This window comes from Nesterenkonia muleiensis (assembly GCF_003600155.1).
In the GTDB taxonomy this organism is placed as follows: domain Bacteria; phylum Actinomycetota; class Actinomycetes; order Actinomycetales; family Micrococcaceae; genus Nesterenkonia; species Nesterenkonia muleiensis.
Genome location: NZ_QWLD01000040.1, coordinates 299,439 through 324,083, shown reverse-complemented (window position 1 = coordinate 324,083; position 24,645 = coordinate 299,439). Strand labels below are relative to the sequence as shown.

The window sequence follows — 24,645 nt, the reverse complement described above, 5'->3', positions numbered from 1 at the left end:
CGTCTAGGGTGGAAGGATGAGTGATACCACCGATCTGCCAGGACCGCTGGCCGAGATTGTCGAGGACTTCCACGCAGTCAGTGAGCGGGAGCGCCTCGAGCTGCTGCTGGAACTCTCCCGTGAGCTTGCGGACCTCCCTGAGAAGTATGGGGAGAACTATGCCGGGTCCATGGAGCAGGTGGTCGAATGCCAGACTCCGCTGTTTCTGGCCGTTGAGCACGACGACGCCGGGCGGGTTCAGCTGATCTTCGCGGCACCGGCCGAGGCGCCCACCACCCGGGGGTTTGCCTCGATCCTGCAGCAGGGGCTCTCCGGACTCTCTGCCAAAGAGATTCTGCAGGTGCCTGATGACCTGCATCAGCGGCTGGGCCTGGCCAAGGCGATCACGCCGCTGCGGCTGCGCGGAATGGCCGCCATGCTGGGCAGAATCAAGCACAACATCCGTGAGCACGCGTGGTGAGCGCACTGCCCGAATGGTTGAGTACCCGGCCTGTGGCGCACCGAGGCCTGCACAGTGTGCCGGCCGGTGCTGATGCTCCCGGCGGCGGGATCCCGGAGAACACGCTGGCGGCCTTCGACGCGGCTGTCGAGGCCGGCTTCCCGATTGAACTGGATGTGCAGTTGAGCGCTGATGATCAGGCGGTGGTGTTCCACGACCGCGATCTTCTCCGGCTCTGCGGCAGCCCGGAGCCGGTGCGCACCCTAAGAGTCGATCAGCTGCGCGAGCACCGGGTCGCCGGAACTGACCAGCACCCGCCGTCGCTGGCCGAAACGTTGGAGTTCATCGCCGGCCGGGTGCCGGTGCTGGTGGAGATCAAGACCGGTCCGCAGCGGAACCTGCGTGCCAGCGCCACGGCCGCCGCACTGGGGGATTACAGCGGTGAGCTGGCGGTGCAGTCCTTTGACCCGTTCATCGTCGCCTGGTTCCGCAGGAATTCGCCCCTGACTCTGCGCGGACAACTTTCCGGCAGCCTCGCCGATGCCGGAGGACTCAATCCGCTCTCCAGGGCCGTGATGCGAAACCTGGGGTTCAACGCCGTGTCACGGCCGCACTTTGTGGGCTACGAATTCGAGTTCCTCTCGGAGGTGCGTGCCAGGCTGATCACTCGCAGGTGGCCGCTTCTGGTGTGGACTATTACCTCACAGGCGGATATGGACCGGGTCCATCAGCTAGGCGGCAACGTCATCTTCGAAGGGTTCAGTCCGGCGTCCCGGGAAGAGGCTGGGCGAACAGCTCGGTAACCCACTGCGCCACACGGGAGTCCCAGCGTTCGGGGTCGTAGTTCCTCTCCTTGATGTGACCGGCCCGGTGGAAGGGCACAAAGGTCACCAGGCTGTTGCGCTCTGCCAGCTCCCGGCTGGGCTGGTAGGGCACCACCTCGTCGTCGATGCTGTGCAGGATCAGACTTCGGGTGTGCAGCTGGTCGGCACGGGCAATCCAGTTCAGCGCCTTCAGGTCCACCGGGGAGGCGAGCCCGGTGGCTCTGCGTCCGGCCTCATTGGAGAGCAGCCACTGGCTGAGCCGGCCCACCGGCTCAGGCACCCTGCGGGAGCGGAACTGATGGCTGAGCACATCCACCCAGTCGATCACCGGCCCGGTGAGCACCATGCCGCGGATGCGCGGGGTCAGTGGGGAGCGGTCCGCGGTCTGCAGGGCCACTGCCGCGCCCATCGACCAGCCGAAGAGCAGAACATCTTCCGCGCCATGGTCCAGGGCGTATTGGACAGCGACCTCCACATCCTCCCACTCGGTGACGCCGAGTCCGTAGAGACCGTCCGGGCCGGACGGGGCCTCTCCGTCGTTCCGGTAGGAGACCAGCAGTGAATCGATGCCCAGCTGCTGGGCCACCGGGAGTGCTTTGAGTGCTTCGACCCGGGTGCCGGTGCGGCCGTGGACCATGACCGCCCACACTCTTTTCTCCGCCAGCGGTCCCTCGGGGTTGCTGTGCGGCACGTACCAAGCCGGAGCTTCTCCCACGGGCAGGTGCAGAGAAACGTCGTCGTAGTCGAATCCTGCCTCAGCGGGGTTGCGGTGCAGCACCGAGCCGATGGAGCCTGACCGGGCTTGGCGAAGATCCCCACCGCTGACGCCGAGCACCCGGCGGGTCACGGTGCCGTGCTTCGGCTCCAGCGAGGTGATCTCTCCGATCCGGGCCACTGAGGTGCCGCGGTCAAAGTGCAGTCCGTAGGTGCCTTCGACCACAGTGTCGGCGCTCACCGGCAGGATCACCTGCAGCCCCTCGGAGTCCTCGATCACCGCCAGGATCTCAAGGTTCTCCGCGGCCTCGTGCACCGGAGTGACCACCAGCCGGGCGAAGTAGGCCGATGCGCTGGACATGATTCCCGCCAGGGCGGTCCCCACTGCCAGCCCGGTGCCCGCCCCCAGCAGGATCGAGCGCACCCAGGGGGTGGGCTTCGGCTGCTCTGTGCGCTTCAGCTCAAGGTCCATAGTCCTCCCACCGTCTCTGACCTGCTCCTTACTGTACGCCGGAGGCGTGAGGGGACTCTACACTGGATGCTATGGAAAATGATCCCTTCCGGAAGAAGCTCAGCGACGTCGAGTTCCATGTGCTGCGCGAAGGCGGCACCGAGCGCCCGTATACCGGCGAGTACTGGGACAATAAGGAGCCTGGCACCTACTACTGCCGGGCCTGCGGGGCCAAGCTGTTCGAGTCGGAGACCAAGTTCGATTCCCGCTGCGGGTGGCCGAGCTTCTACCAGCCGGCGGGCGGGTCGAATGTGACGTATCTGAAGGACGACTCGCTGGGAGCAACCCGGATCGAGGTCCGGTGCGGCTCGTGCGAGTCCCATCTGGGCCATGTGTTCGAAGGCGAAGGATTCAGCACTCCTACTGACCTGCGGTACTGCATCAACTCGCTGTCCATGTCCTTTGAGCCTGAGGCCTGATGAGCAAGCAGCGCGCCACGAACACCGGAGGGCTGGACGCCTCCTTCGCCTCGGACAACGTCGCCGGGGTCAGTCCGGAGATCCTGGCCGCCCTGGGCCGGGACAACGACGCCGCGGCACTGCCCTACGGCGATGACCCCCTCTCCGCTGAGCTGACCGACTGGGCCAAGGATGAGTTCGGCTCCCAGGCGGAGATCTACCCGGTCTTCAACGGCACCGGCGCCAATGTGGTCTCCCTGCAGGCGATGCTTCCGCGCTGGGGTGCCGCGATCTGCGCCGCCGGAGCGCATGTCAACAACGACGAAGGTGCCGCACCGGAGCGGGTGGGAGCGGTCAAGCTTCTGCCCCGCGCTGTGACCGATGGCACACTGACCCCTGCTGACATCGAGGCCGAGCTGGGCGCTGTGGGATTCGTGCACGCCGCCCAACCCCTGGCCGTGACGCTGACCCAGTCCACTGAGGTCGGCACACTCTACAGCGTCGAAGAGATCACCGCGCTGGCAGAGGCCGCCCACCGGCACGGCATCGGTGTGCATATCGACGGCGCCCGGCTCTCCAATGCCGCCGCCGCACTGGGCACCGGACTCGGAGAGCTGACTGCCGGTGCCGGCGTCGACGTCGTCTCACTGGGCGGGACCAAGAACGGGGCTCTGGCCGCAGAGGCGGTGGTGGTGATCAATCCGCAACGAGTGACCGGCACCGCGTTCATCCGCAAGTATTCCATGCAGCTGGCCAGCAAGCAGCGGTTCATCGCCGCTCAGCTTCTGGAGCTCTTCAGCACTGGGCTGTGGCGGAAGAACGCTGCTGGGGCCAATGCGCAGGCCGCGGCCCTTGGTGCCGGGCTCTCAGCTCTTGAGGGAGTGCGGCTGAGCGCAGAGCCGGTGGTCAACGCGGTGTTTCCCGAAGTTCCGCAGGAGGTCGCCGCGCGGATTCAGTCCCGGTATCTTGTTCATACCTGGGACACCGCGCCCTCGGGGAACCCGGTGCTGCGCCTGATGTGCTCCTGGCAGACCACCGGTGAGCAGGTTCAGGCTTTGCTGGACTGTGCACGTGGACGATGAGGAGCACCTGAGACATCAAAACCCCTGCTCTTGGCCGCCTGCGCGGCGCGCCTGACCAGGCTGAGCCACAGCCTTTCCTAGGCTGAGGCTGTGAGCGTATTCGGCCCTCTCGCCGGCAGCCCCGCCCGGCCGGCCCCGAGCATCGGTGATCTGCCTGCGCCCTTTCGCCGCGCCATCGATGAGCTGCGCAGCGCCCAGACCCGCCAGGAGGCTGTGGTCGAAGAGGTCCCGGCTCCGTCTAAGCTGGCTCCCTATGCGGTGGCCCTTCGGGCAGAGATCGCTGACCATTCGGCGACCGGTCGGTTCATCCTGCTGCACGACCCTGAGGGACAGGACTCCTGGGGCGGAACCTTCCGGGTGGTGATCTACATCCGTGCCGAGCTCGAGCCGGAGATAGGGAATGACCCGCTGCTGGCCTCTGTGGCCTGGACCTGGCTGAGCGACTCGCTGGCCCAACACGGGGTGCAGCACTCCCATGCAGGGGGCACCGCCACCCGCATCCTCTCGGAGTCCTTCGGCTCGCTGGAGAGCCGGCTGGCCAGCAACGATGTGGAGCTGCGGGCCTCCTGGACCCCTGAGGGCAGCAGCTTCGGAGCACATCTGGAGGCCTGGGCAGATATGGTCTGCTCCTTCGCCGGGCTGCCCCCGCTGCCCGAGGGTGTGGTCGCGCTACCCCATCTCCGCAGGAGCTGACGGTGGACACTGAGAACGGTCAATCTGACCAGGCCCAACTGCCGCTGATCACCGAACCCGCAGACGGAGTGCCGGCGGTGATCGAGACTGAGCGTGGGCTGGTGCGTGCTGCGGCTGCGCTGGCGGCAGGCAACGGGCCGGTGGCCGTCGACGCCGAGCGGGCCTCCGGCTTCCGGTACGGACAGCGAGCCTTCCTGGTGCAGCTCAAGCGGGAGGGCTCAGGGATCTGGCTGATCGACCCGGAGCCTTTCAACAGTCTGGCCCCCGTGCAGGAGGCCCTGGAGGGCACAGAGTGGATCCTGCACGCCGCCAGCCAGGACCTGCCCTGCCTGGCTGAGCTGGGCATGCATCCCCATCAGCTGTTCGACACTGAGCTTGCCGCCCGGATGGCCGGTCTGCCACGGGTGGGTCTGGGCGCGGTGGTCGAACAGCTGTTGGAGGTACGGCTGGCCAAGGAGCACTCCGCGGCTGACTGGTCCCGGCGGCCCCTGCCTGCGGACTGGCTGCGCTATGCCGCTCTGGACGTGGATCTGCTGGTCCCTCTGCGTCAAGAGCTCTCGGCCCTGCTTCATGAGCAGGGCAAGGCCGCATGGGCGCAGGAGGAGTTCGACCACCTGCGCAGCTTTGCCCCTGTCACGGTCCCGGAATCGGACAAATGGCGCAAGACCTCCAAGCTGAGCACACTGAAGTCGCCGCGGAAACTGGCGGTGCTGCGTGAGCTGTGGACTGCCCGGGAATCCCTGGCGCAGAAACGTGATCTGGCCCCCAGCCGCCTGCTGCCCGACGCCGCCCTGGTGGCCGCAGCCGGTGCCATGCCTCGCACCGTCCCGCAACTGCTGGCTGTCTCGGGCTTCCACGGCCGCGCCGCCAAGCGTGAGGCGCCCCGGTGGCTGCGGGCCGTGCAGGCCGGAGTACACACCGAGGATCTGCCGGTGATCCACCGCTCCACCGGTGCCCCTCCCCCGCCGCGGACGTGGAAGGACCGCAACCCGCTGGCCTTCCGTCAGTTCCGCACTGCACGGGACCGGCTGGCCCGGCAGGCTGAGCAGCTGCAGGTGATGCCGGAGACGCTTTTGGCTCCGGCGGTGCTCAAGCAGCTGTGCTGGACCCCGCCGGATGTCATTGACCTGGACGCGGTCTCGGCAGCCCTGGCCCGGCATGGTGCGCGGCCCTGGCAGATCGAGCAGTCCGCTGCGGTGATCACCGTGGCCATGCTCGAACCCCAGGAGCCGGAAGCCCTCTGAAAGGGAGGACCCATGTCGCAGTTTTTTGACACTTCTCAACATTCCCTGGATTTCGCCTCAACACACCCCTACCGTTGAGACTGTCAGAGCACACAGCAACAGACAGGATCTGCCCAATGCGCCAGCTCCTGATGCCCCTCGCATTGCCACCTGTCCTGTGGTTAGCCGCATGCAGCTCCGAACCGGAGGTCGATGAGTTCGGCTGGGAGAGCACAGACTTCGATGAACTCGTAGAGATTGAATTGCAGATCAGGCAAGATCTTGAGTGGTACCAGGCCTCCCCAGAGATCACCCCGATCCGGTTCTATACAGCGGATGAACAACCCGATGCCATGAGCACCTGCATGGAAGAGAGGGGCTGGGAGGGCATCAGAGAGGTGACTGATGTTCTACAAGTGCCCTCTGATCAGCTCAGAGCTGCAGAAGAGGATGTCTGGGAATGCATGTCACTGCACCCCAAGGATCCACGCACTATCGCTGATTTCTTTCCTGCACCTGAGGAATTTCATGGTGCCCATTACGAGGCTGAAGAGGAGGTGCGCCAATGCGTCCGGGAGAATGGGTGGGATGTGCCCGATGCACCCTCGTTCGAGGTGTTCGTCCAAGCGCAGGAAGATACGGCGCTGGCAGCAGAGCTGAGACACCCCCACTTTGAAATCCTGGAGAACTATGGTTCAGGTGAGTTTGATGCAGCTCAACAAACCTGCCCATATCCTGATACTGAACAATTTCTCCCTGAAGTACCTGATCCCTGACACCGCACTCTCATCTACTACCGGGTGCACACCTGTATTACCGGCGGGTAGGATGTGATGCAGAACGCATCTGACCCGCCGATCACAGGAGGCTCCCGTTGTCCGCCGACTTCTCTCGCTACCGCCATCTGACCGAGAACTTCCCGCATGAGACTCTGACCCACTCCCGTGTGGAAGATGTCCAGCTCCCCGACGGCGTAGGCATCTTGGCCCTGATCCGACTGGACAATGGCCACCAGAAACGGCCCAGCACACTCGGTCCCGGCTCGCTGGTGGAGTTCGGCGAGGCGATTGCCTCACAGTACGCGCGTGCTGAGTCCGGGGAAATCGCCGCGCTAGGGGTGATTGGCAAGCCCGGGACATTCGTGGCCGGCGCCGATATCGTCTCTGCCCAGCAGCTCACCGATCCCCAGCATGGTGTGGCGCTGGCCGAACTCGGCCACGATGCCTTCAATCTTCTGGAGGATTTCCCGGCCCCCACCTTCGCCTTCATCAACGGCACCGCACTAGGCGGGGGGCTGGAGGTCGCCCTTCCTGCCGATTACCGCACCGTCTCCGACGCCACCAAAGCAGTTGGCCTGCCGGAGGCCTTTCTCGGACTGGTTCCCGGCTGGGGTGGCATCTACCGGCTGCCTCGGCTGATCGGACCGGAGGCGGCGGCCCAGGTGATCTTCGTCAACGCGATGAACAACAACAAGACGCTCAAAGGCCATCAGGTCTTCGAGACCGGAATTGCCGATGCCCTCTTCGAGGAGGCCAGCTTCGAGCAGGACTCACTGGTCTGGGCGGCGAGTATTCTTACCGACGACGCCGCGCAGGCTCAGGCTCAGCAGCATCGCGACCGGGATGTCAGCGCTGAGGCCTGGAACCGTGCGATGCAGACAGCGGAGAAGACGGTCGCCGCCAAGACCGGCGACACCGCACCGGGACCGCTGCATGCGCTGAACATCTTCAGGCAGGTGCCGCAGAACTCCCGCGAAGAGGACCGCAAGCTGGAGGTCGAAGCGCTGGGCGAACTGCTGGTCAGCACAGAGTTCAAGAACGTGGTTTACGGATTCATGGAACTGGTGCAGAAGCGGGCGAAGAAGCCTGCCGGAGTGCCGGAGGCGAGCCCGCGCGCGCTGAACCGGATCGGCGTCGTCGGCGCTGGCCTGATGGCCTCCCAGCTGGCGCTCGTCTTCGCCCAGCAGCTGCGGGTTCCGGTGGTTATCAGTGATATCAACCAGCAGCGGGTGAACAAGGGCCTGGACTATATCGCCGCCCAGAATGCCAAGCAGGTGCAGAAGGGCCGGCTGTCCCAGGAGCAGGCTGATGCGCTCACCGCACTGGTCAGCGGCTCTACGGACAAGTCGGTCTACGCCGATGCCGATTTCGTGATCGAAGCGGTGTTCGAGGAGATCGGGGTGAAGAAGCAGGTCTTCGCCGAGCTGGAGCAGATCGTCTCACCGGAGACCATTCTGGCCACCAACACCTCCTCGCTCTCGGTGACCGAGATGGCCGCCGACCTGCAGCATCCGGAGCGGGTAATCGGCTTTCACTTCTTCAACCCGGTCCAGGTGATGCCGCTGGTGGAGATCGCCCGGACTGCGAAGACCACTGATGAGTCGATCGCCACAGCGTTTGATCTTGCTGCCAAACTGGGAAAGACCCCGGTGCTGACCAAGGACACCACTGCCTTCGTGGTCAACCGGGTACTGCTGCGGCTGATGGCCGAGGTGCAGAAGGCCTTTGATGAAGGCACCGATGCTGCTACCGCTGATCAGGCACTGAAGCCCCTGGGCCTGCCGATGACGCCCTTCGACCTGCTGGCGATGGTGGGAATTCCGGTGGCCCAGCATGTCACCGAGTCACTGAACACCAGCTTCGGAGACAGGTTCTATGTGTCGAAGAACCTCCAGGCGCTGATCGACAACGGTGTCGCCGAAGTCTGGAGCACCGATGAGTCCGGCACCAAGCACATCAAGGACTCCACCCTGGGGCTGATGGAGTTCGGCAGCTCTTCCAAGACCTCCGAGGAAGTGCTGAACACAGTGCTGGAAGCCCTGGCCGAGGAGATCGGGCTGATGCTGGAGGATGAAGTGGTGGCCTCGGCCAAGGACATTGACCTGTGCATGATCCTGGGTGCGGGCTGGCCGTTTCACCGCGGCGGCATCACCCCGTACCTGGACCAGCAAGGTGTCAGCCAGCGAGTCAACGGCAAGCCGTTCCACAGCTGACCGGCGCTCAGGCGAGGTGCTGAGGATGGATCATTTAATTTGGGCTGAAATGCTGCGCGAATCCGCTACCCGCATCTTGCACTTCGACCCAATAATGCATAGGGATACTCCATGTATGGGTCATTTCAATGAGCGAATAACCCATCCACTGGCCATACGAGAAACCGTTGGCACAAGCCTGAACAGTTGCTGATCGCTCATGACACACCGCGGTATTCGGTTCCACCTCGGCATTAGCGGCGCTGAAAGACGAAACTCCAAGCAATTCAACGAAAAATAAAGAAAATATAATACGACATTTATTAAGCATTACAAAACTTTTGCGATCAGATTTTAAAGCGTAATTTTTTTTTGGGAACACTCGAACACTATCAATTTACCTACACTTACCCGCACATGTCTGTCGCAAATTCTGGAGAGTATTTGAACCTATGGGGTGCGGAGAACGTTGACGGGGTCTCTTGTGGCGGCGTAGACGGCGGGGATCACTGCTGAAACCGAGGCGACTAGAATCGCGAGTACCACGGTGCCGGTGGTGAAGTCCCAGGGCGGCAGGGCGTCGAAAGCCCCAGCGATCCCCAGCCCCGCGGCGATTCCCAGAGTCGCGCCCAGTGTCGCGGGCAGGGCGGTGCGCAGCACCACGAGCCCCACGATCACCTCGCGGGAGGCGCCAAGAGCGCGACGCCGCCCTAGATCCTTGCGCCGGACCAGCACATCGGCAAGAACCACAATCGCCACCAAAAAGGCACCACCAGCCAGGACTCCCAGGAGCAGAGTGCGGCCGAAGGTGGTGAAGTCCCCAGCCAGTTCATCCTGCAGCTGGGCCATGGAAAGCGGTGACTGAACACTCAGATGATCAGAGGCAGGCGGGTCCAGGATCCCCAGCACCGCTGACTGAGCAGCTGCTGCCTGATTCCCATCGTGGAGCACCACATGCAATGTTGTCACCGCCGCTACATCCTCATCCAGCGGATAGACAACTCCGACACCGTAATCACCAAAAGGTTCTCTGGGGGTGAAAGTGCCCACCACCGCCCAGTCATCCAGCCCGTTGGTAGATGACGGCTGAACCCAGCCAGCGGGTTCATCCAGATTCAGCCGCTCCATCCCCTCTTCGGAGACCAACGCCTCCCCCTGTTCGGGCCAGCGCCCAGAATCCAGCACCACAGCATCTTCCAGATCGCCGTAGACACCCCAGGCCGGAACCCGATGAGCGCCGTCACCGACCGCGCCATTGAGCACATCGATCGCAGTCACCGCACCCAACGCCCGCTCAGTACTGGAAAGCCCTGCCGCCTGAGAGATAGTCGCGGGATTAATCAACTCATGAGACCCACTACTGGGCTCGGTCACAGTCAGCACCCGCGCTCCGGCAGAGTCCAGCCGCTGATGCAGTTGCTGCTCTGCGGCGGCGGTACGTCCAACCGTGGCCAGCGCAGCAGTGCACATCACCAGCACCAGCAGCACAATCAACGCGCTGGGCACTTTGGTGACCCAAGCGGTCTTGACCGCCTCACCCAGCAGATTCGCCGGCCTCACGGTGACATCCTCACAGCGGGAGCACCTCATCGGCGACATCAATCACGAACGGATCATGAGTCGCGATCACCACCGTGCGCCCACCACCCCCAGATTCTGTGCCGCCGGACCCAGCAGCCTCAGACAAAGCAGCCAACACCCCTTCAGCATTGGCCTGGTCCAAGTTCCCGGTAGGCTCATCAGCCAGCACCACCACCGGATCGGTGACCAGAGACCGGCAGACCGCCACCCGCTGCGCCTGGCCTCCGGAGATCTCACCGGGCCGGTGATCAGCCCGATGCCCCACACCCATCCGGTCCAACAGCCCACGCCCTTTATCCTGGGCAACATTCTGCCTCCACCCAGCATATAGCGCTGGTTCAATTACCGAATCCAGAATCGTGCGGGTGGAATCCAAAGCAGAATCCTGGAAGACGAACCCGATCGACTCAGCACGGATGCGGGAGCGTTCGGCATCAACTGCAGCCGACACGTTCTCGCCAGCTAGGGTCACGGTTCCGTGTATCGGGCTCAGTATCAACCCCAGCACATACAACAAAGTCGACTTACCACACCCCGATGCCCCAGTCACAGCGGTGACCCTACCCGGTTCAAAAACATAAGAGAGCCCGCCGAACAGCTCCTCTTCCCCACGACGGTAGCGGAACATCATATCCTCAAGCGCCAGCACCACTCAGCCCTCATTGCTCTCGTCTGCACTGTCCTCAGGACCGTCTGGGACATCACCTAGCTTCTCATGCCCGGGATCGCCCTCATCATCTTCGCTAGGTTCACTACTGTCACCAGAGTCTTCCCCCGGTTCACCATGCTCAGCGGAGTCAGGGGCTGCAGGATCAGATTCAGGCCCTTGTTCTAGCTGACCAGTTCCGGTGCCAGAGTCGCTGAAGACCCGCACCTCCGTGCCCTCATCGACGCCCTCAATGATCGCCACACCCTGCCCAGAGCCCAGGACCTCCACCTGCACCTCACCGTCACGGGTCTCCACATAAGTATCACCGTCCCCGGCTGTGCGCACAGCAGCCGCCGGAATCGCCGGACCCTCCACCGGAGGACTCACTACCACACTGGAGCGCAGAGACAACTGCGCATCAGCCGGCAGCTCATCACAGTGCTCACCACAAACCTCACCACCATCAGGGCCAGTAAGCTGGTATTCCACTCCCCCACCGGCGGCCGGATCACCCTCAGACACCGACTCGATGACCGCCTCCCAGGTGTAGTCATCGAAAGCGATCTCAACGGTAGCGTCCATCGGCACCTGCTGCGCCTGAGAATCCATCAACACCAACACAAAACTACGCTCCCCCGTAGGTGCCAGCACAGACTCCTCACCACCAGAAAGCTCAGCCCCAACCCGGATACTCTCCCCTAGCTGGATCACCACAGGAGTCTGCGGCACAGCCACCACCTCGCCCAAAGGCACAGTGCCCGTCCGCTGAGCCCCAAGATCCTCCTGCCAATCCCCCACAGCGGCCGCAGTGACCTGATCAAACTCACCGTGAGCTTCACCCTCTTGGAGGTAGCCGGTCTCAATCAAGAACTCTTGAACCGCAGTAACATCCTCACCCGAGTTTCCCTGCTCAAGGTCGCGCCAGAACGGCGCATCAGATTCGATCACGCGCACCGCAGCACTGCCAACCCGGTAGACCAACTCGCCATTGTCCAGCTGACCATCCTGAACCTCACGGACAATGCCAGGAAACCTATTACTCCCCACCTGCTCAGAAGGCTGACGAACAGTAGTGGAGAGATTCAACGACCGACCCACCGACTCATGAGACGCAGCAGCCCAGACCTCCTGCTCACCAGGAGTCCCCTCATCCTCCACCCCAGCATCACCCAGCGTCACTGCAGCGGCCCACCACCCAACCACCGCAGCCAGAATGACAGCACAGAGCACACCAATGACAGAAACGGTCCGACGTTGGTGACGGGATGTTCGACCGCTCATAGACGTTGCTCCGTCGGTCTCTCGGCGAATGGCGAGGGAATGATGCCTTCCTTGACTGCCTGGATATACATATCGATTTTGGTATGGGTTCCCAGTTTCTTGTTCAGACGCGTGATGTAGGTATTGACTGTGCTCAGCTGAATGACAAGCTCATCGGCTATCGCCTGATTCGTCAGCCCCCGACATACCCCCTGAAGAACGCTAAGCTCACGCCCACTGAGGCGCGGAGTCGACACCAGACGCTGAAGAAGTCTCTTCACCTCCCCTTGAGAGCTTCTCTGATTGACCTGCAGCAGCTCTGCGATATCTGGGGCAAAGAGCAGGTCTCCCTGGTGCACTAGCCGGATCGCATGGAGGACGTCGTGGGCCGCGGCTCGCTTGGTCATATACCCCCGAGCACCTGCTTGGAGGGCGCGCAGAACGTCCTGGTCAGTCTCCAGAGCGGAGAACACGAGGACTCGAACCGTTGAAGAGCGGGTAATATCGTAGGTCGCGCTGATTCCGTCTTTGACCGGGAGGTTCAGATCCATCAGGACCACGTCCGGCTCAAGTTCCAAAGCCAGGCTGATCGTTTCCTGTCCATCGGCAGCCTCACCGACGCACTCGATGTCAGCAGAAGTCTCCACATACTGGCGCAAAGTCTCACGGATCAGTGGGTGATCATCCACAATAACGGCGCGAATCATGCTCTGTCCTTCTTCTCTGCTCGTTATTACCCTAAACGCGGGCCAACCGTCTTTGAGAAAGATGCGCCGAAACTGTCAAAGATTGACGACACCACATGAGGTCAGGCCATGATTAAAATGAAAGACAACTCTGAGGGGAGACACATCATGGTGTTGGAATTCGCATTCGACGTTCTTGGACTTGCCGGTCTCACTACTGGAGGTCTACAGGCATTTCTGCTTGACCCTCTGATCGAACCCTATTGGTGGCGGCAAGTATTGTGTGACGCAGGCCTCACACAGTACTGCCTGTAGTCTGCTGATGTGGACAGAATCCGCCAAGAACTACAGTCTGACAAGCCAAGCCCCGTCCTACGGTGGATACTATTTTCCTTCGGAGTAGGGTGGGCGATATTCACTGTAGTGACCCAGCCAATCCTCAGCGATGAGCCCCTGAGCCTGCAGTTTTATGTGGGTACTTCACTATGGCTCCTAACAGTCGGGGCCCTATGGATCGGAGCGGGGTGGGCTGCATTGGCGGGGCTCCTTGCCGCTGCTGGCGTGAGGCTCTTCCTCGGCTATGTCTCCATCGATCAGGAACTTTTCGTCCTCATCATGGTGGGCGTCTTGGCCACCTATGGCAGACCGGCCGTCAGACAGGTCTACGCTTTAGTTGCACTTGCATGGCTCGTCTCTCAGTTCGCAGGCCTGGAAAATGTTCAAGTACAGGTTCTTGGCGCGATGGTGGTAACCGGTCTCACAGTGCTCGCTTATGCCATCGGACGCCTGGTGCGTAGCCTCAGCAGGGATCGGGACCGGTCACGATCAGAACTCACGCAAGCGGAAAGCTCCCTGGCGGAACAACGCTCATCTCTGGCTCGCGAACTTCATGACAACGCAGTGAGTGACCTCACCGTCATCGTCATGAAGGCCCAGCGGCTGCAGCTGGACCAGCGTGACCCACAAGTAGTGACAGAGCTGGATTCGGTCCTTGACAGAGCCACTCTGACTATTGACCGGATTGGCCGAATGGTGACACTGCTGCGGGACAATAAGCCGATACCTGAAACCGATGACCTGGTGCTTCCCTCGATCCCGGAGAGTCTGCAGCACTTCGAAGATGAGCTCAGCAATTCAGGGATTCCCACCACGGTGGAATCGACCACCGGCGCGACCACTCTGGGGCCTTCGGCGCAAGTGGCGTTTTACCACATTCTCAAGGAGGCAGTGACCAACGTCATCAAATACGGAGCACGCTCAGCAGATGGTCAGCCCGCCTGTCACATTCGTTTCGCGGTGGAAGGTGACCGGGCAGAGCTCTGTGTTCTGAACCAGATCAATCAAGAGCGGCAGCGAAACAGTCCCGCCCTCGGCATCGGGCTGGAAGTCCTGAGAGAGCGCGCTGAAGCCTACGGAGCTGAAGTATCAGTCGGCCCAGACGGATCCGATCACTGGCGTCTGCATGTCACCAATATGCGCACCACCTGATGCGACGGAGCCTCAGGCGACATCGCGCTCGAATCGCGTGAAGTGCCCAGAGGCCAGGGCCATGAGCACAAGGCAGAGACCAAAGAATCCGGCGGCGACGGCAAAGGGCGTCTGGTAGCCGAACCAGGTGGCCAGAAGCCCTCCCAGACCGGCTCCGATCGCGAGACCACCAATTCCGATCAGTCGGCTGACCGATCCCACACGTCCCATCATGGCCGCTGGAGTGACCTTCTGCCTGATGGACACCGCCATGATGTTCCACACCACAGCATGACCGATATACGTGGCGAGAAGGAAGCCGACGACCCAGGCGTTCTCAACGACTGCGATGGCGGCGAAGGATCCAGCTCCTACGATCAGTGCAGCCGTGATCGTCCAGCGATAGCCGATCCGCCGTCGCACCGGAGCAGCCACCAGGCTGCCCAACACCCCACCCACAGCGGACGCCGACAGCAGCAGACCGTAACCTGTGGGCCCCAGCCCGAGCACATCGCCTGCATAGAGAACCAAGTACGAGAACGGGATCATATAGCCGATGCTCGCCAGACCTCCGATCAGGATGAGCGTCCGCACGATGGCATTCGACCAAGCCCAGGCAATTCCTTCCCTGACCTGCTGCACAAACGACGGGCGCGAACCAGGGTCGCAGTGTGCGGGAACAGTGTAGGTGCCGCGCAGACTGAAGAAGGCCAGCGCCGCCAGGACGAATGCACACACGTTCAGCAACGATGGGACGAACGCCGCCAGCGCGAAGAGGAAACCTCCCAGAGGAGGCCCCAGAAACTCGTCTACGACTACCTGGGTTCCAGTGATCTGCGAATTCGCGCGGTCGAGCTGCGAGGAGTGCACAGCCTGCGGGAGGACCGCCACTGCGGTGCTGTCTGAGAGCGTTTCGACCACCCCCATGACGGCGTACACCACGTAGAGGGCGATGAGGGTTGCGGTCTCAGTGAGAACAAGCGCGGTTAGTCCAGCGAAGAGCGCGCTGCGGGAGAAATTCGCCCAGTAGAGCAGCTTGCGGCGATCGAATCGATCAACGACGACGCCGATGCCCAGGACCGAGAGCAGCCGCGGCACCGTGTACGCGACCGACAGCGCCGCAATCTTGAGCGGTTCGTCCGTCATCGTGGCCGCCAGCAGCGGCAGCGCCACGAAAGTCACCCCGTCAGCAAGGTTCGAGGCCGCACTGCCCGTCCAGATCTTTCGGTAGTCGTTCACCTGGACACACTATCTCCCGGTCTCAACTGCAGTGCGGCCCAGCCTTAGCCGGACAGTCTTAAGACCCAAGCTGTGTCAGGAGCGCTCCATTGAATGCTGCTTATAAGCAGCATTGCCGCTCTCTACCGACCGCGGAAGACCGGGATCTCTCCGGTGGGCAGGTCCTCGCCGGGCAGTCGACGGGCGAAGGGCACCTTGGTGCCCAGCACCTGGGCCACGGTGTCCTGGGCGATCTGCGTGGAGGTCAGACCCACCCGCTCCAGCACCTGGCTGCGGGTGCCATGACCGAGGAACTCCACCGGAAGTCCGACCTCGTTCAGCGCAGTGTCCACGCCGGCCTCACGCATGACCTGCCGAATCCGGGAGCCCACGCCACCGGCCTTCACACCATCCTCGATGCACACCACAATCCGGTGCCTGGCTGCCAGGGCGGTGACCGACTCCGGAACCGGCAGCACCCACCGGGGGTCCACCACTGTGGCGGTGATGCCCTGATCCTCCAGACGGCGGGCCACATCCAGGGACAGCTCCCCCATCGCTCCGACCGAGACCACCATCACGTCATTGGTGTAGGAGCCGTCGCTGTCTTTCTCGCTGCTGGTGTAGAGCAGATCCACACCGTCGGCCAGCCGCTCCACGGCGTCGAGCTCATCGTTGACCGATCCTTTGGAGAACCGCACCACTGTGGGGGCGTCCTCTACGGTGACCGCCTCACGCAGTTCCTCGCGCAGCCGGGTGGAGTCCCGCGGCGCGGCAATACGCAGCCCCGGCACCATCTGCAGCAGTGAAAGGTCCCACATACCGTGGTGGCTGGGACCGTCAGGACCGGTCACTCCAGCACGGTCGAGCACGAAGGTCACTCCCGCCTTGTGCAGGGCCACATCCATCAGCACCTGGTCGAAGGCCCGGTTGAGGAAGGTGGCGTAGAGGGCGACGACCGGATGCAGCCCACCGTAAGCCAGCCCAGCGGCCGAGGCTACCGCATGCTGCTCGGCGATCCCCACGTCCACCACACGTTCAGGGTGATTCGCGGCCATAGTGCGCAATCCCACCGGGATCATCATGGCGCCGGTGAGCGCCACGATGTCTTCGCGCTCATCGGCGATCGCCGCGATCTCCTCCTCGAACACCGAGGTCCAGGAGCGGGAGGACCCGCGGGAGACAGGGTCGCCGGTCTCCGGGTCGATCACTCCTACTGCGTGGAACTGATCGGTCTCGTCGGCGCGGGCGGGCGCGTAGCCGCGGCCCTTCTCGGTGATGGCATGGACGATCACCGGGCCCTCGTAGTTGCGCGCATCGCCCAGCGCCTCCTCCAAAGCCTGCAGGTCATGGCCGTCCACCGGCCCGATGTACTTCATCCCCAGGTCCTCGAACAGCCCCTGAGGAGCCCAAAAATCCTTGGCACCCTTCTTGGCCGCGTGCAGGCTGCGGTAGACCATCTGACTCATGCTTCCACCGCTGACAAGCTTGTTCTTGGTCCCGTCCATCACCGATTCGTAGAACGGATGGGTGCGGACTTTGTCCAGGACCCCACGGCGGAGCTTGGAGAGCTGATTGGCGATGCCGCCCACAGTCGGCGCATAGGAACGGCCGTTGTCATTGACCACGATCACCGCTCGGCGGTCCTTGTCTGCGGCAATGTTGTTCAGCGCCTCCCAGGCCATTCCGCCGGTCAGCGCGCCGTCGCCGATGATGGGCACCACGTAGCGGTCGCCCTCACCCTTCAGCGCACGGGCCCGGGAGATTCCGTCGGCCCAGGCCAGGGAGCTGGAGGCGTGCGAGGACTCCACGATGTCGTGAACCGACTCCGAACGATCCGGATAGCCGGCAAGACCGCCCTGCTGGCGCAGTGTGGAGAAGTCCTGACGCCCAGTGAGCAGCTTGTGCACATAGGACTGGTGGCCGGTGTCGAAGATGACCGAGTCCCGCGGAGAGTCGAAGACCCGGTGAACAGCCAGGGTGAGTTCGACGACGCCGAGGTTGGGACCTAAGTGCCCGCCGGTGGCGGAGACATGGCTGATGAGGAACTGCCGGATCTCTTCGGCCAGACGGCCCAGCTGTTCCTCGCTGAGCTTGGACAGATCCTGCGGTGAGCTGATCGTAGGCAGAATGCTCATTGGTATATTCTACCGAGCAGCCGGGTTCCGTTGTACCAAAGCACGCTGCGCAGCCAGTCCTCGCCCAGCTCCAGGTCCACCAGTGCCCGCAGCTGTTCGGCGTACAGATAGGGGATGTTCGGGAAGTCCGAGCCGAGGATGATCTTCTCCCGCAGCCCGGCCAGCCGGACCAGATAGTCCTGCGGAGCCGGCGCGACGGCTTCGGTGAAGCCGGTGAAGTTCATGGTGGTGTCCAGATAGACGTTCTCGAAAGTCTCAGCGAGATCGGCGAACTCGTGATACTCCGGCATTCCCATATGCGCGATGACCAGTGTCAGCCGCGGATACCGGTCCAGCACCTCCCGGACCAGTTGGACTCCGGTGTATCTGCCGGGTCGGGGCGCTGAGCCAGCGTGGATCACCACCGGCGTCTGGGCCTCCTGCAGCTGTGCCCAGACCGGGTCAAGCAGTATGTCGGTAGGCGCATATCCGCCCACCTGCACATGGGCCTTGAACAGCTGTGCGCCGCGGTCCAGGGCATGGCCCACATAGGCACCGGCCTCCGGTTCGGGGAAGAATGTACCGCAGTGGATCACATCGGGCTGAGCCTGGGCGAAGGCGGCATTCCACTCGTTGAGCCACCCCGCCATGGCCGCCTTATGCGGATAGGTCAAGGCGGGGATGCGCTTGAGCCCTATACTGCGCAAATGGTCTAACCTCTGATCCTGGTCCCATTTATAGCGGACCGGCCAGGCGGTGCCGTAGTGTTCCTCCGCCCGGTCGAAGTAGTCCCAGACCTTGGCCAGCATTCTCTCCGGGAGGAAGTGGACGTGGATATCCGCCAGCCCCGGGATGCCCAGAGCACTGGTCAGCCCAGCGACGTCGCTGTCCTGCGCAGGTGCCTGAAGGCTCACGGCAGGACGAGCTCCCCGGTGAAGTGCCGCCTCCGCTTCCGCGGGTTCCAACCGACAAAGCGCTGAGTCTTCTCATCGATGTGCTCGGCGGCGAAGGCCACCTTGCCGGGCAGTGCGATCGGAGCTTCGAAAGTGATGCTCCAACGGTGGCCGGCAGTCTCCGGCTCGCGGCCCTCCAGCATCCGGGCCGCAGAGTACATGCCGTGCACGATCGCCTGCTTCTGTCCCAGCAACTTGGCCGTCAGCCCGGTCAGGTGGATGGGGTTGTAGTCACCGGAGACCGCGGCGTACTGCCGTCCGGCGTCGGCGCCCAGGGTCCACAGCCCGGTCTTTTGCGGTGGGACGAACTCCTCGCGCTGGGGGGAAGCGGCCTCATCCTCGCTGAACAGGTAGGTGCCCATGCCCAGGTAGGTGGAGATGCTGGAGTACAGAAGCTGGTCCGCCCCCGCGGTGTCCACCGCCGCATCACCGGGATAGACCTCGATCACCAGCTCGGTCTGGGTGCCCCGCCGGTGCGGGGCGAGGTTCTGCGCTCGGGCCAGCATCTGCAGCGGTGTGCCCACCGCGATGGGCTTGTGGTGGTGAACCTCGTTGGACAGGTGCACCATTCCCAGCAGCGGCAGCGGGAAGTCATCCTGGGACATCAGGGCCATCTGCACCGGGAAGCCGGCTATGTGGATGAGCGTGGACGGGAGCGAGCTGCGGTAGACCCCGTCGAAGGCCTCTCCGGCGAAGAGTGTGCGGTACTGCTCTGCCTGGTCCTCGGTGATGCCCGGATGTGCAGCCACCACCGGTGCCTTCGGCAGGGCCTTGAGGGTTCCGTTGGCAGACAGTTTTGACCTGGCTGCCTCCAGTGCTGCGCGCCGATAGAGGCTGCCGAGGTCAGGCAGCTCGATGGGTGTGGCCGGTGTCATGGCTGGATCACGCTCCTATCAGGTTCTGTCCGCAGACCCGCAGGGTCAGACCGGAGGTTCCGGCTGCCGCCGGCGAGGCCAGATAGGCGATGGTCTCTGCCACGTCCTCCGGCAGACCGCCCTGGTTCAGTGAGTTCAGCCGGCGAGCCACCTCACGGGTGGCAAACGGGATCTTCGCGGTCATCTCAGTTTCGATGAAACCAGGGGCGACGGCGTTGATGGTCCCGTGCCGGGCCTGCAGCTGGGCCGAGGAGGCCGAGACCATGCCGATGACTCCGGATTTGGAGGCGGCGTAGTTGGTCTGACCGCGGTTGCCGGCGATGCCGGAGGTGGAGGCCAGAGAGACGATGCGCGGTCCCACGGTGTCCTCTGCCCGGTTGAACAGTTCGGAGTTCAGGAAGGTCCGGTTCATCCTCAGCTGGGATTCGACGTTCACCGCGATCACCGAGTCCCAGCGGGAGGGGTCCATATTGGCCAGCAGCTTGTCCCGGGTGATGCCGGCATTGTGCACCACGATGTCCAGCCGGCCGTAGTGCTGCTGAGCATGGGTCAGGATGCGCTCGGCGGCATCGTCGGCGGTGATGTCCAGCTGCAGTGCGGTGCCGGAGACGTCATTGGCCACTGCGGCCAGCTGCTCCCCGGCATCCGGGATATCCACCGCTATGACCTGGGCACCGTCGCGGTGCAGGGTGCCGGCGATGGCCGCCCCGATGCCGCGTGCGGCTCCGGTGACCACTGCCACCTGCCCCGCCAGGGGCAGGGCCCAGTCTTCGGGCAGAATGCCGTTGACCGAGTCCACTGTGATGAACTGGCCTGAAACGAACGCCGAGCGGCCCGAGAGCAGAAAGCGCAGGGCCGCCGCCACCGAGGGTGCGCTCGGGTCCAGGTCCTCCTGCAGCACCAGTCCGTTGGCGGTGCCTCCTGCGCGCAGCTCATGCGCCAGGGACCGGGTGATGCCCTCGACTCCCTTGCGCGCGGCCCGGGCTGCCGGATCCTCGGTCTGGTCGGGACTGCGGAAGAGGGTGATGACCCGGCCGGAGGGTCTGAGCTGCTTGAGCAGCCCACCCAGAGCCAGCACGGTCTGGCTCAGCTCAGCCGGGCTGTGGGCTGAGTCAAAGACAGCGATCACCGCGGCGATCTTCTCCCTGGGCCCGACATGGCGCCGGACATCAAGCTCCCACCCCAGCAGACGGTCGGCCAGGGCGTCAGTGACGCCGCTGGAGCCCAGCAGCACCACCGGTCCCTCGATCACCGGGGCCTGAGGCCTGTAACGGCGCAGCCTGGCCGGCTGGGGAAGGCCCAGGGCCTTGGTGATCTTCTTACCGAAGCCGGTGTTGACGAAGTCTGTGTAGGAGTCCTTGGCCATTGAGCGGCTCACCGTCCTTCGATGATCGCAGTGATTCCCTGGCCTCCGGCCGCGCAGACCGAGATGAAGCCCAGCTTTCCAGGCTTGCCGTGCAGCAGCTTGGCCAGTGCGGCGATGATCCGGCCGCCGGTGGCCGCGAAGGGATGGCCTGCGGCCAGGGATGAGCCGGTGACATTGAGCCGGCTGCGGTCGATGCTGCCCAGTGGGGCATCCAGCCCCAGCTTGTTCTTGCAGAACTCCTCGGATTCCCAGGCCTTCATCTGGGCCAGCACTGTGGAGGCGAAGGCCTCGTGGATCTCGAAGTATTCGAAGTCCTGGAAGGTGAGCCCATTGCGCTTGAGCATCCGGGCTGCGGCGTAGGCAGGAGCCATCAGCAGGCCCTCGGCGCCGTCGACGAAGTCCACCGCGCCCTGCTCGTAGTCCACGAAGTTCGCCAGCTTGGGCAGATCATGGGAATCGGCCCACTCCTCGGATCCCAGCAGCACCGCAGAGGCGCCGTCGGTCAACGGCGTGGAGTTCGCCGCGGTCATGGTGGCGGCATCGCCCAGATCGCGGCCAAAGACCGGTGAGAGCTTGGCCAGCTTCTCGATGCTGGAATCGGCCCGCATGTTGTTGTCCCGGCTCAGGCCCTTGAACGGGGTGACCAGATCATCGAAGAAGCCCTCGTCATAGGCGGCCGCGAGGTTCTGGTGGGAGGCCACTGCCAGCTCGTCCTGCTCCTGGCGGCTGATCTCCCACTGGTGGGCTGTGACGGCCATGTGCTCACCCATGGACAGCCCGGTGCGCGGCTCACCGGTGTCTGGTGCCTGGGGGGCCAGGTGTCCGGGACGGATCTTGGCCAGCGCCTTCAGCCGCTGCCCCATGGTCTTGGCACGGTTGGCTTCCATGAGGATTGAGCGCAGTTCGTCGGTGACCACGATGGGAGCATCGGAGATCGAATCCACGCCGCCGCCGATGGCAGAGTCGATCTGGCCCAGCTTGATCTTATTGGCCAGCGACCCGATGGCCTCGGTCCCGGTGGCGCAGGCCATCTGCACGTCATAGGCCGGAGTCTTGGGGTCCAGAGGGGTGCCGAGCACCGATTCGCGCACCAGATTGAAGTTCTTGGAATGCTTCATCACCGCCCCGCCGGCCACTGCGCCCAGCTGCTGGCCCTGCAGACCGAAGCGCGCCACCAGCCCGTTGAGCGCCGAGGTCAGCATGTCCTGGTTCGACGCCTTGGCGTAGGCACCGTGGGCACGGGCGAAGGGGATTCGGTTGCCGCCGATGATGACGGCGTCGCGCACTGTTTCTGCCATGGTCTGCTCCTGGAAGGGCTGGGCGTTATTACTCATCAGTATCTTAGCCTACCTGTGCTGGCCGTCACTTTCATCCCCGCGGGTAAGGAATGCGCGGACTGGCCAAGTTACTCGCCAGTATCTTAGACTAGTTGTGTTGATCATCACCTTCAGCCTAGCGACTTCAGGAGTTCACCATGGGCACCCACGACGACCTCAGCACCGGAGCCATCGAAACGGCCGCGGTGGACACGGCACACCTGGAAGAGGTGCTGCTGGGCCGCTGGGCGGAGACCCGGCGGACGGCCCGGGAGGTGCTGAAGGATCCGCAGTTCCACAAGACCGAGAACCTCACCAAGGAGGACCACCGCGAACGCACCCTCAAACAGGCCCATGCCTTAGTAGAGGCCGGCGCTGTCCACCGCGCCTTTCCCGAGGAGTTCGGCGGCGACGCCGCCCACGGCGCCAATATTGCCGCATTCGAAGAGCTGGTCACCGCCGACCCCTCGCTGCAGATCAAATCCGGCGTGCAGTGGGGGCTCTTCGGCGCAGCGGTGATGCACCTGGGCTCCGCAGAGCACCAGAAGCGCTGGCTGCCAGGGATCATGGACCTCTCGGTCCCTGGCGCCTACGCGATGACCGAGATCGGCCACGGCTCCGATGTGGCCTCCCTGGGTACCACCGCCACCTATGATCCGCAGGCCCAGGAGTTCGTGATCAATACGCCCTTCGAGGCTGCCACCAAGCGTTATCTGGGCAATGCCGCCTTACACGCCACTGCAGCAGTGGTCTTCGCCCAGCTGATCACCCAAGGCGTCAACCACGGGGTGCACTGCTTCTACCTGGAGATCCGTGACGAGCAGGGGAACGCCCTTCCCGGAATCACCATCGGCGATGACGGGCACAAAGGCGGGCTCAACGGTGTGGACAACGGCCGGCTGCACTTCCACCAGGTGCGCATACCGCGCCACCACCTGCTGAACCGCTACGGCGATGTAGCCGCCGACGGCACCTACACCTCCTCGATCGAATCCCCCGGCCGACGGTTCTTCACCATGCTCGGCACCCTGGTTCAGGGGCGAGTCTCCCTCACCGGCGCCGCAGTGGCCGCCGCCAAGCTCGGACTGATCGGCGCAGTCACCTACGGCAATCAGCGCCGTCAGTTCAACGCCACCTCCTCCACGGAGGAGGAGGTCCTGATGGACTACCAGCTGCACCAGCGCCGGCTGCTCCCCCGGCTGGCCAAGACCCTGGCTGCCGGCTTTGCCCATGAGAAGCTGCTGGCCAAGCTCGACGACGTCTTCTCCGGCACCGATGACTCCGATGAGAACCGTCAGGAGCTGGAGACTCTGGCCGCCGCGGTGAAGCCGGTGGCCACCTGGCACGCCCTGGACACGCTCCAGGAGGCCCGCGAGGCTTGCGGCGGAGCCGGGTTCATCTCGGAGAACCGTTTCGCATCGCTGTACGCAGACCTGGACGTGTACGTCACCTTCGAAGGCGACAACAATGTGCTGCTGCAACTGGTGGCCAAGCGGCTGCTGGCTGACTACGCCGCCGAGTTCAAGAATGCCGACGTCGGTGCGTTGGCCAGCTATGTGGCCAACCAGGCCGGGGACACGGTCATGCACCGGTTCGGGCTGCGGCGGGCGCTGCAGGGAGTCAGCGACACCGGTGACGAGCGGCGCAGCGCGAACTGGTTCAAGCAGACCGAGGTGCAGCGTGATCTGCTGGCCTCACGGGTCAGGCAGATGGTGGTCGACGTCGCCGGTGAGCTGCGCAGTGTGGGCAAGCTGCCCGCTGAGAAGCAGGCCACAGTGTTCAATGACCACCAGTACCAGATCATCAACACCGCCAAGGCCCACGCCGATCTGCTGCTCTGGGAGGCATTCACCGACGCTCTGGAGACCATCAAGAATGCAGGCACCCGCGAGGTGATCACCTGGCTGCGCGATCTCTACGCTCTGACCACTATTGAGGAGAGCCTGGACTGGTATCTGGTCAACGGCCGGATCTCCACCCAGCGGGCGCGCACCCTGACTCCCTACATCAACCGGCTGGTGGCCCGGCTGCGCCCGCACGCTCAGGACATTGTGGATGCCTTCGGCTATGAGCCGGAGCATGTGCGCATGGAGGTGGCCTCCGGCGCGGAGCAAGCCCGTCAGGATGAGGCGATCGCCCACTACCGGAAGCTGCGCGCCTCCTCCGAGGCACCCGTGGAGGAGAAGACCCTGCTTGACCGCAAGCGCGCCGAGCAGAGGAAGGCCAAGAGGCAGTAGTCTCCTTCAAAAGTTGTGTCAACAAACCGCCGGAACTGCAGCCTTGTCGACAGGAGTTCCGGCAG

21 protein-coding genes are annotated in these 24,645 nt (G+C 63.5%); 10 read left to right on the top strand and 11 right to left on the bottom strand.

Annotation, left to right across the window (positions count from 1 at the left end):
• Nucleotides 1-16: 16 nt before the first annotated feature.
• Together DVO78_RS12670 and DVO78_RS12665 are read left to right on the top strand one after the other, a co-directional pair.
• Nucleotides 17-460: a SufE family protein gene (locus DVO78_RS12670; protein WP_120005239.1), complete on the top strand. Its 444-nt coding sequence runs from the start codon at nt 17-19 to the stop codon at nt 458-460.
• Complete coding sequence (locus DVO78_RS12665; RefSeq protein ID WP_157984029.1) at nt 457-1,242, top strand: glycerophosphodiester phosphodiesterase family protein; 786 nt, start codon at nt 457-459, stop codon at nt 1,240-1,242. Before DVO78_RS12670 ends, DVO78_RS12665 begins: the two co-directional genes overlap by 4 nt.
• Here the strand turns inward: DVO78_RS12665 and DVO78_RS12660 are convergent.
• Nucleotides 1,199-2,449, bottom strand: a complete 1,251-nt coding sequence (locus tag DVO78_RS12660) for an alpha/beta hydrolase family protein (RefSeq protein WP_120005237.1) — start codon at nt 2,447-2,449, stop codon at nt 1,199-1,201. The two genes, DVO78_RS12665 and DVO78_RS12660, sit on opposite strands and share 44 nt — an antisense overlap.
• Before the next feature lie 71 nt (nt 2,450-2,520).
• On the opposite strand from DVO78_RS12660, the gene msrB reads away from it, so the two are divergent.
• The 6 genes from msrB to DVO78_RS12630 all read left to right on the top strand — a co-directional run bounded on the left by msrB (nt 2,521) and on the right by DVO78_RS12630 (nt 8,876).
• Complete coding sequence (msrB, locus tag DVO78_RS12655) at nt 2,521-2,907, top strand: peptide-methionine (R)-S-oxide reductase MsrB (protein ID WP_120005236.1); 387 nt, start codon at nt 2,521-2,523, stop codon at nt 2,905-2,907.
• Nucleotides 2,907-3,968: a threonine aldolase family protein gene (locus DVO78_RS12650; protein WP_120005235.1), complete on the top strand. Its 1,062-nt coding sequence runs from the start codon at nt 2,907-2,909 to the stop codon at nt 3,966-3,968. The genes msrB and DVO78_RS12650 overlap by 1 nt, the downstream gene beginning before the upstream one ends.
• Nucleotides 3,969-4,058: 90 nt before the next feature.
• A complete protein-coding gene (locus tag DVO78_RS12645; protein WP_120005234.1) occupies nt 4,059-4,661 on the top strand; it encodes a DUF3000 domain-containing protein in 603 nt (200 codons plus the stop codon).
• 2 nt (nt 4,662-4,663) lie between these two features.
• Nucleotides 4,664-5,905 (top strand): HRDC domain-containing protein, encoded by a 1,242-nt coding sequence (locus DVO78_RS12640; RefSeq protein ID WP_120005233.1) that lies wholly within the window; start codon nt 4,664-4,666, stop codon nt 5,903-5,905.
• A 116-nt stretch (nt 5,906-6,021) separates the two neighbouring features.
• Nucleotides 6,022-6,660: a hypothetical protein gene (locus DVO78_RS12635; protein ID WP_120005232.1), complete on the top strand. Its 639-nt coding sequence runs from the start codon at nt 6,022-6,024 to the stop codon at nt 6,658-6,660.
• 98 nt (nt 6,661-6,758) lie between these two features.
• On the top strand, nt 6,759-8,876 hold the full coding sequence (locus tag DVO78_RS12630) for a 3-hydroxyacyl-CoA dehydrogenase NAD-binding domain-containing protein (RefSeq protein ID WP_120005231.1): 2,118 nt from the start codon (nt 6,759-6,761) through the stop codon (nt 8,874-8,876).
• 429 nt (nt 8,877-9,305) lie between these two features.
• Here the strand turns inward: DVO78_RS12630 and DVO78_RS12625 are convergent, their stop codons facing one another.
• The 4 genes from DVO78_RS12625 to DVO78_RS12610 are packed head-to-tail and all read right to left on the bottom strand — an operon-like array spanning nt 9,306 to nt 13,052.
• Nucleotides 9,306-10,415 (bottom strand): ABC transporter permease, encoded by a 1,110-nt coding sequence (locus DVO78_RS12625; protein WP_157984028.1) that lies wholly within the window; start codon nt 10,413-10,415, stop codon nt 9,306-9,308.
• Between the two features lie 10 nt (nt 10,416-10,425).
• The gene (locus tag DVO78_RS12620) at nt 10,426-11,064 is read right to left on the bottom strand and encodes an ABC transporter ATP-binding protein (RefSeq protein ID WP_238385301.1); all 639 of its coding nucleotides are present in this window, start codon (nt 11,062-11,064) and stop codon (nt 10,426-10,428) included.
• Between the two features lie 24 nt (nt 11,065-11,088).
• Nucleotides 11,089-12,366 carry a peptidoglycan-binding domain-containing protein gene (locus tag DVO78_RS12615; protein ID WP_120005229.1) on the bottom strand — a complete coding sequence of 426 codons (1,278 nt, stop codon included), beginning with the start codon at nt 12,364-12,366 and terminating at the stop codon, nt 11,089-11,091.
• A complete protein-coding gene (locus DVO78_RS12610; RefSeq protein ID WP_120005228.1) occupies nt 12,363-13,052 on the bottom strand; it encodes a response regulator transcription factor in 690 nt (229 codons plus the stop codon). Before DVO78_RS12610 ends, DVO78_RS12615 begins: the two co-directional genes overlap by 4 nt.
• Before the next feature lie 594 nt (nt 13,053-13,646).
• On the opposite strand from DVO78_RS12610, the gene DVO78_RS17595 reads away from it, so the two are divergent.
• Nucleotides 13,647-14,519, top strand: coding sequence for a sensor histidine kinase (locus tag DVO78_RS17595; protein ID WP_338016583.1), 873 nt, complete (start codon nt 13,647-13,649; stop codon nt 14,517-14,519).
• Nucleotides 14,520-14,531: 12 nt separating this feature from the next.
• Here the strand turns inward: DVO78_RS17595 and DVO78_RS12595 are convergent, their stop codons facing one another.
• From DVO78_RS12595 to DVO78_RS12570, 6 genes are all read right to left on the bottom strand, one after another.
• A complete protein-coding gene (locus DVO78_RS12595) occupies nt 14,532-15,737 on the bottom strand; it encodes an MFS transporter (RefSeq protein ID WP_120005225.1) in 1,206 nt (401 codons plus the stop codon).
• Between the two features lie 122 nt (nt 15,738-15,859).
• Nucleotides 15,860-17,854 carry a 1-deoxy-D-xylulose-5-phosphate synthase gene (gene dxs / locus DVO78_RS12590; RefSeq protein ID WP_120005224.1) on the bottom strand — a complete coding sequence of 665 codons (1,995 nt, stop codon included), beginning with the start codon at nt 17,852-17,854 and terminating at the stop codon, nt 15,860-15,862.
• A complete protein-coding gene (locus DVO78_RS12585) occupies nt 17,851-18,747 on the bottom strand; it encodes an amidohydrolase family protein (protein WP_120005223.1) in 897 nt (298 codons plus the stop codon). Before DVO78_RS12585 ends, dxs begins: the two co-directional genes overlap by 4 nt.
• The gene (locus DVO78_RS12580; protein WP_120005222.1) at nt 18,744-19,661 is read right to left on the bottom strand and encodes a MaoC/PaaZ C-terminal domain-containing protein; all 918 of its coding nucleotides are present in this window, start codon (nt 19,659-19,661) and stop codon (nt 18,744-18,746) included. The genes DVO78_RS12585 and DVO78_RS12580 overlap by 4 nt, the downstream gene beginning before the upstream one ends.
• A 7-nt stretch (nt 19,662-19,668) precedes the next feature.
• On the bottom strand, nt 19,669-21,027 hold the full coding sequence (locus DVO78_RS12575; protein ID WP_120005221.1) for a 3-oxoacyl-ACP reductase: 1,359 nt from the start codon (nt 21,025-21,027) through the stop codon (nt 19,669-19,671).
• 8 nt (nt 21,028-21,035) lie between these two features.
• Nucleotides 21,036-22,361, bottom strand: a complete 1,326-nt coding sequence (locus DVO78_RS12570) for an acetyl-CoA C-acetyltransferase (protein WP_238385286.1) — start codon at nt 22,359-22,361, stop codon at nt 21,036-21,038.
• Between the two features lie 140 nt (nt 22,362-22,501).
• On the opposite strand from DVO78_RS12570, the gene DVO78_RS12565 reads away from it, so the two are divergent.
• Nucleotides 22,502-24,580, top strand: coding sequence for an acyl-CoA dehydrogenase family protein (locus DVO78_RS12565; protein ID WP_120005220.1), 2,079 nt, complete (start codon nt 22,502-22,504; stop codon nt 24,578-24,580).
• The last annotated feature ends 65 nt before the right edge of the window (nt 24,581-24,645 follow it).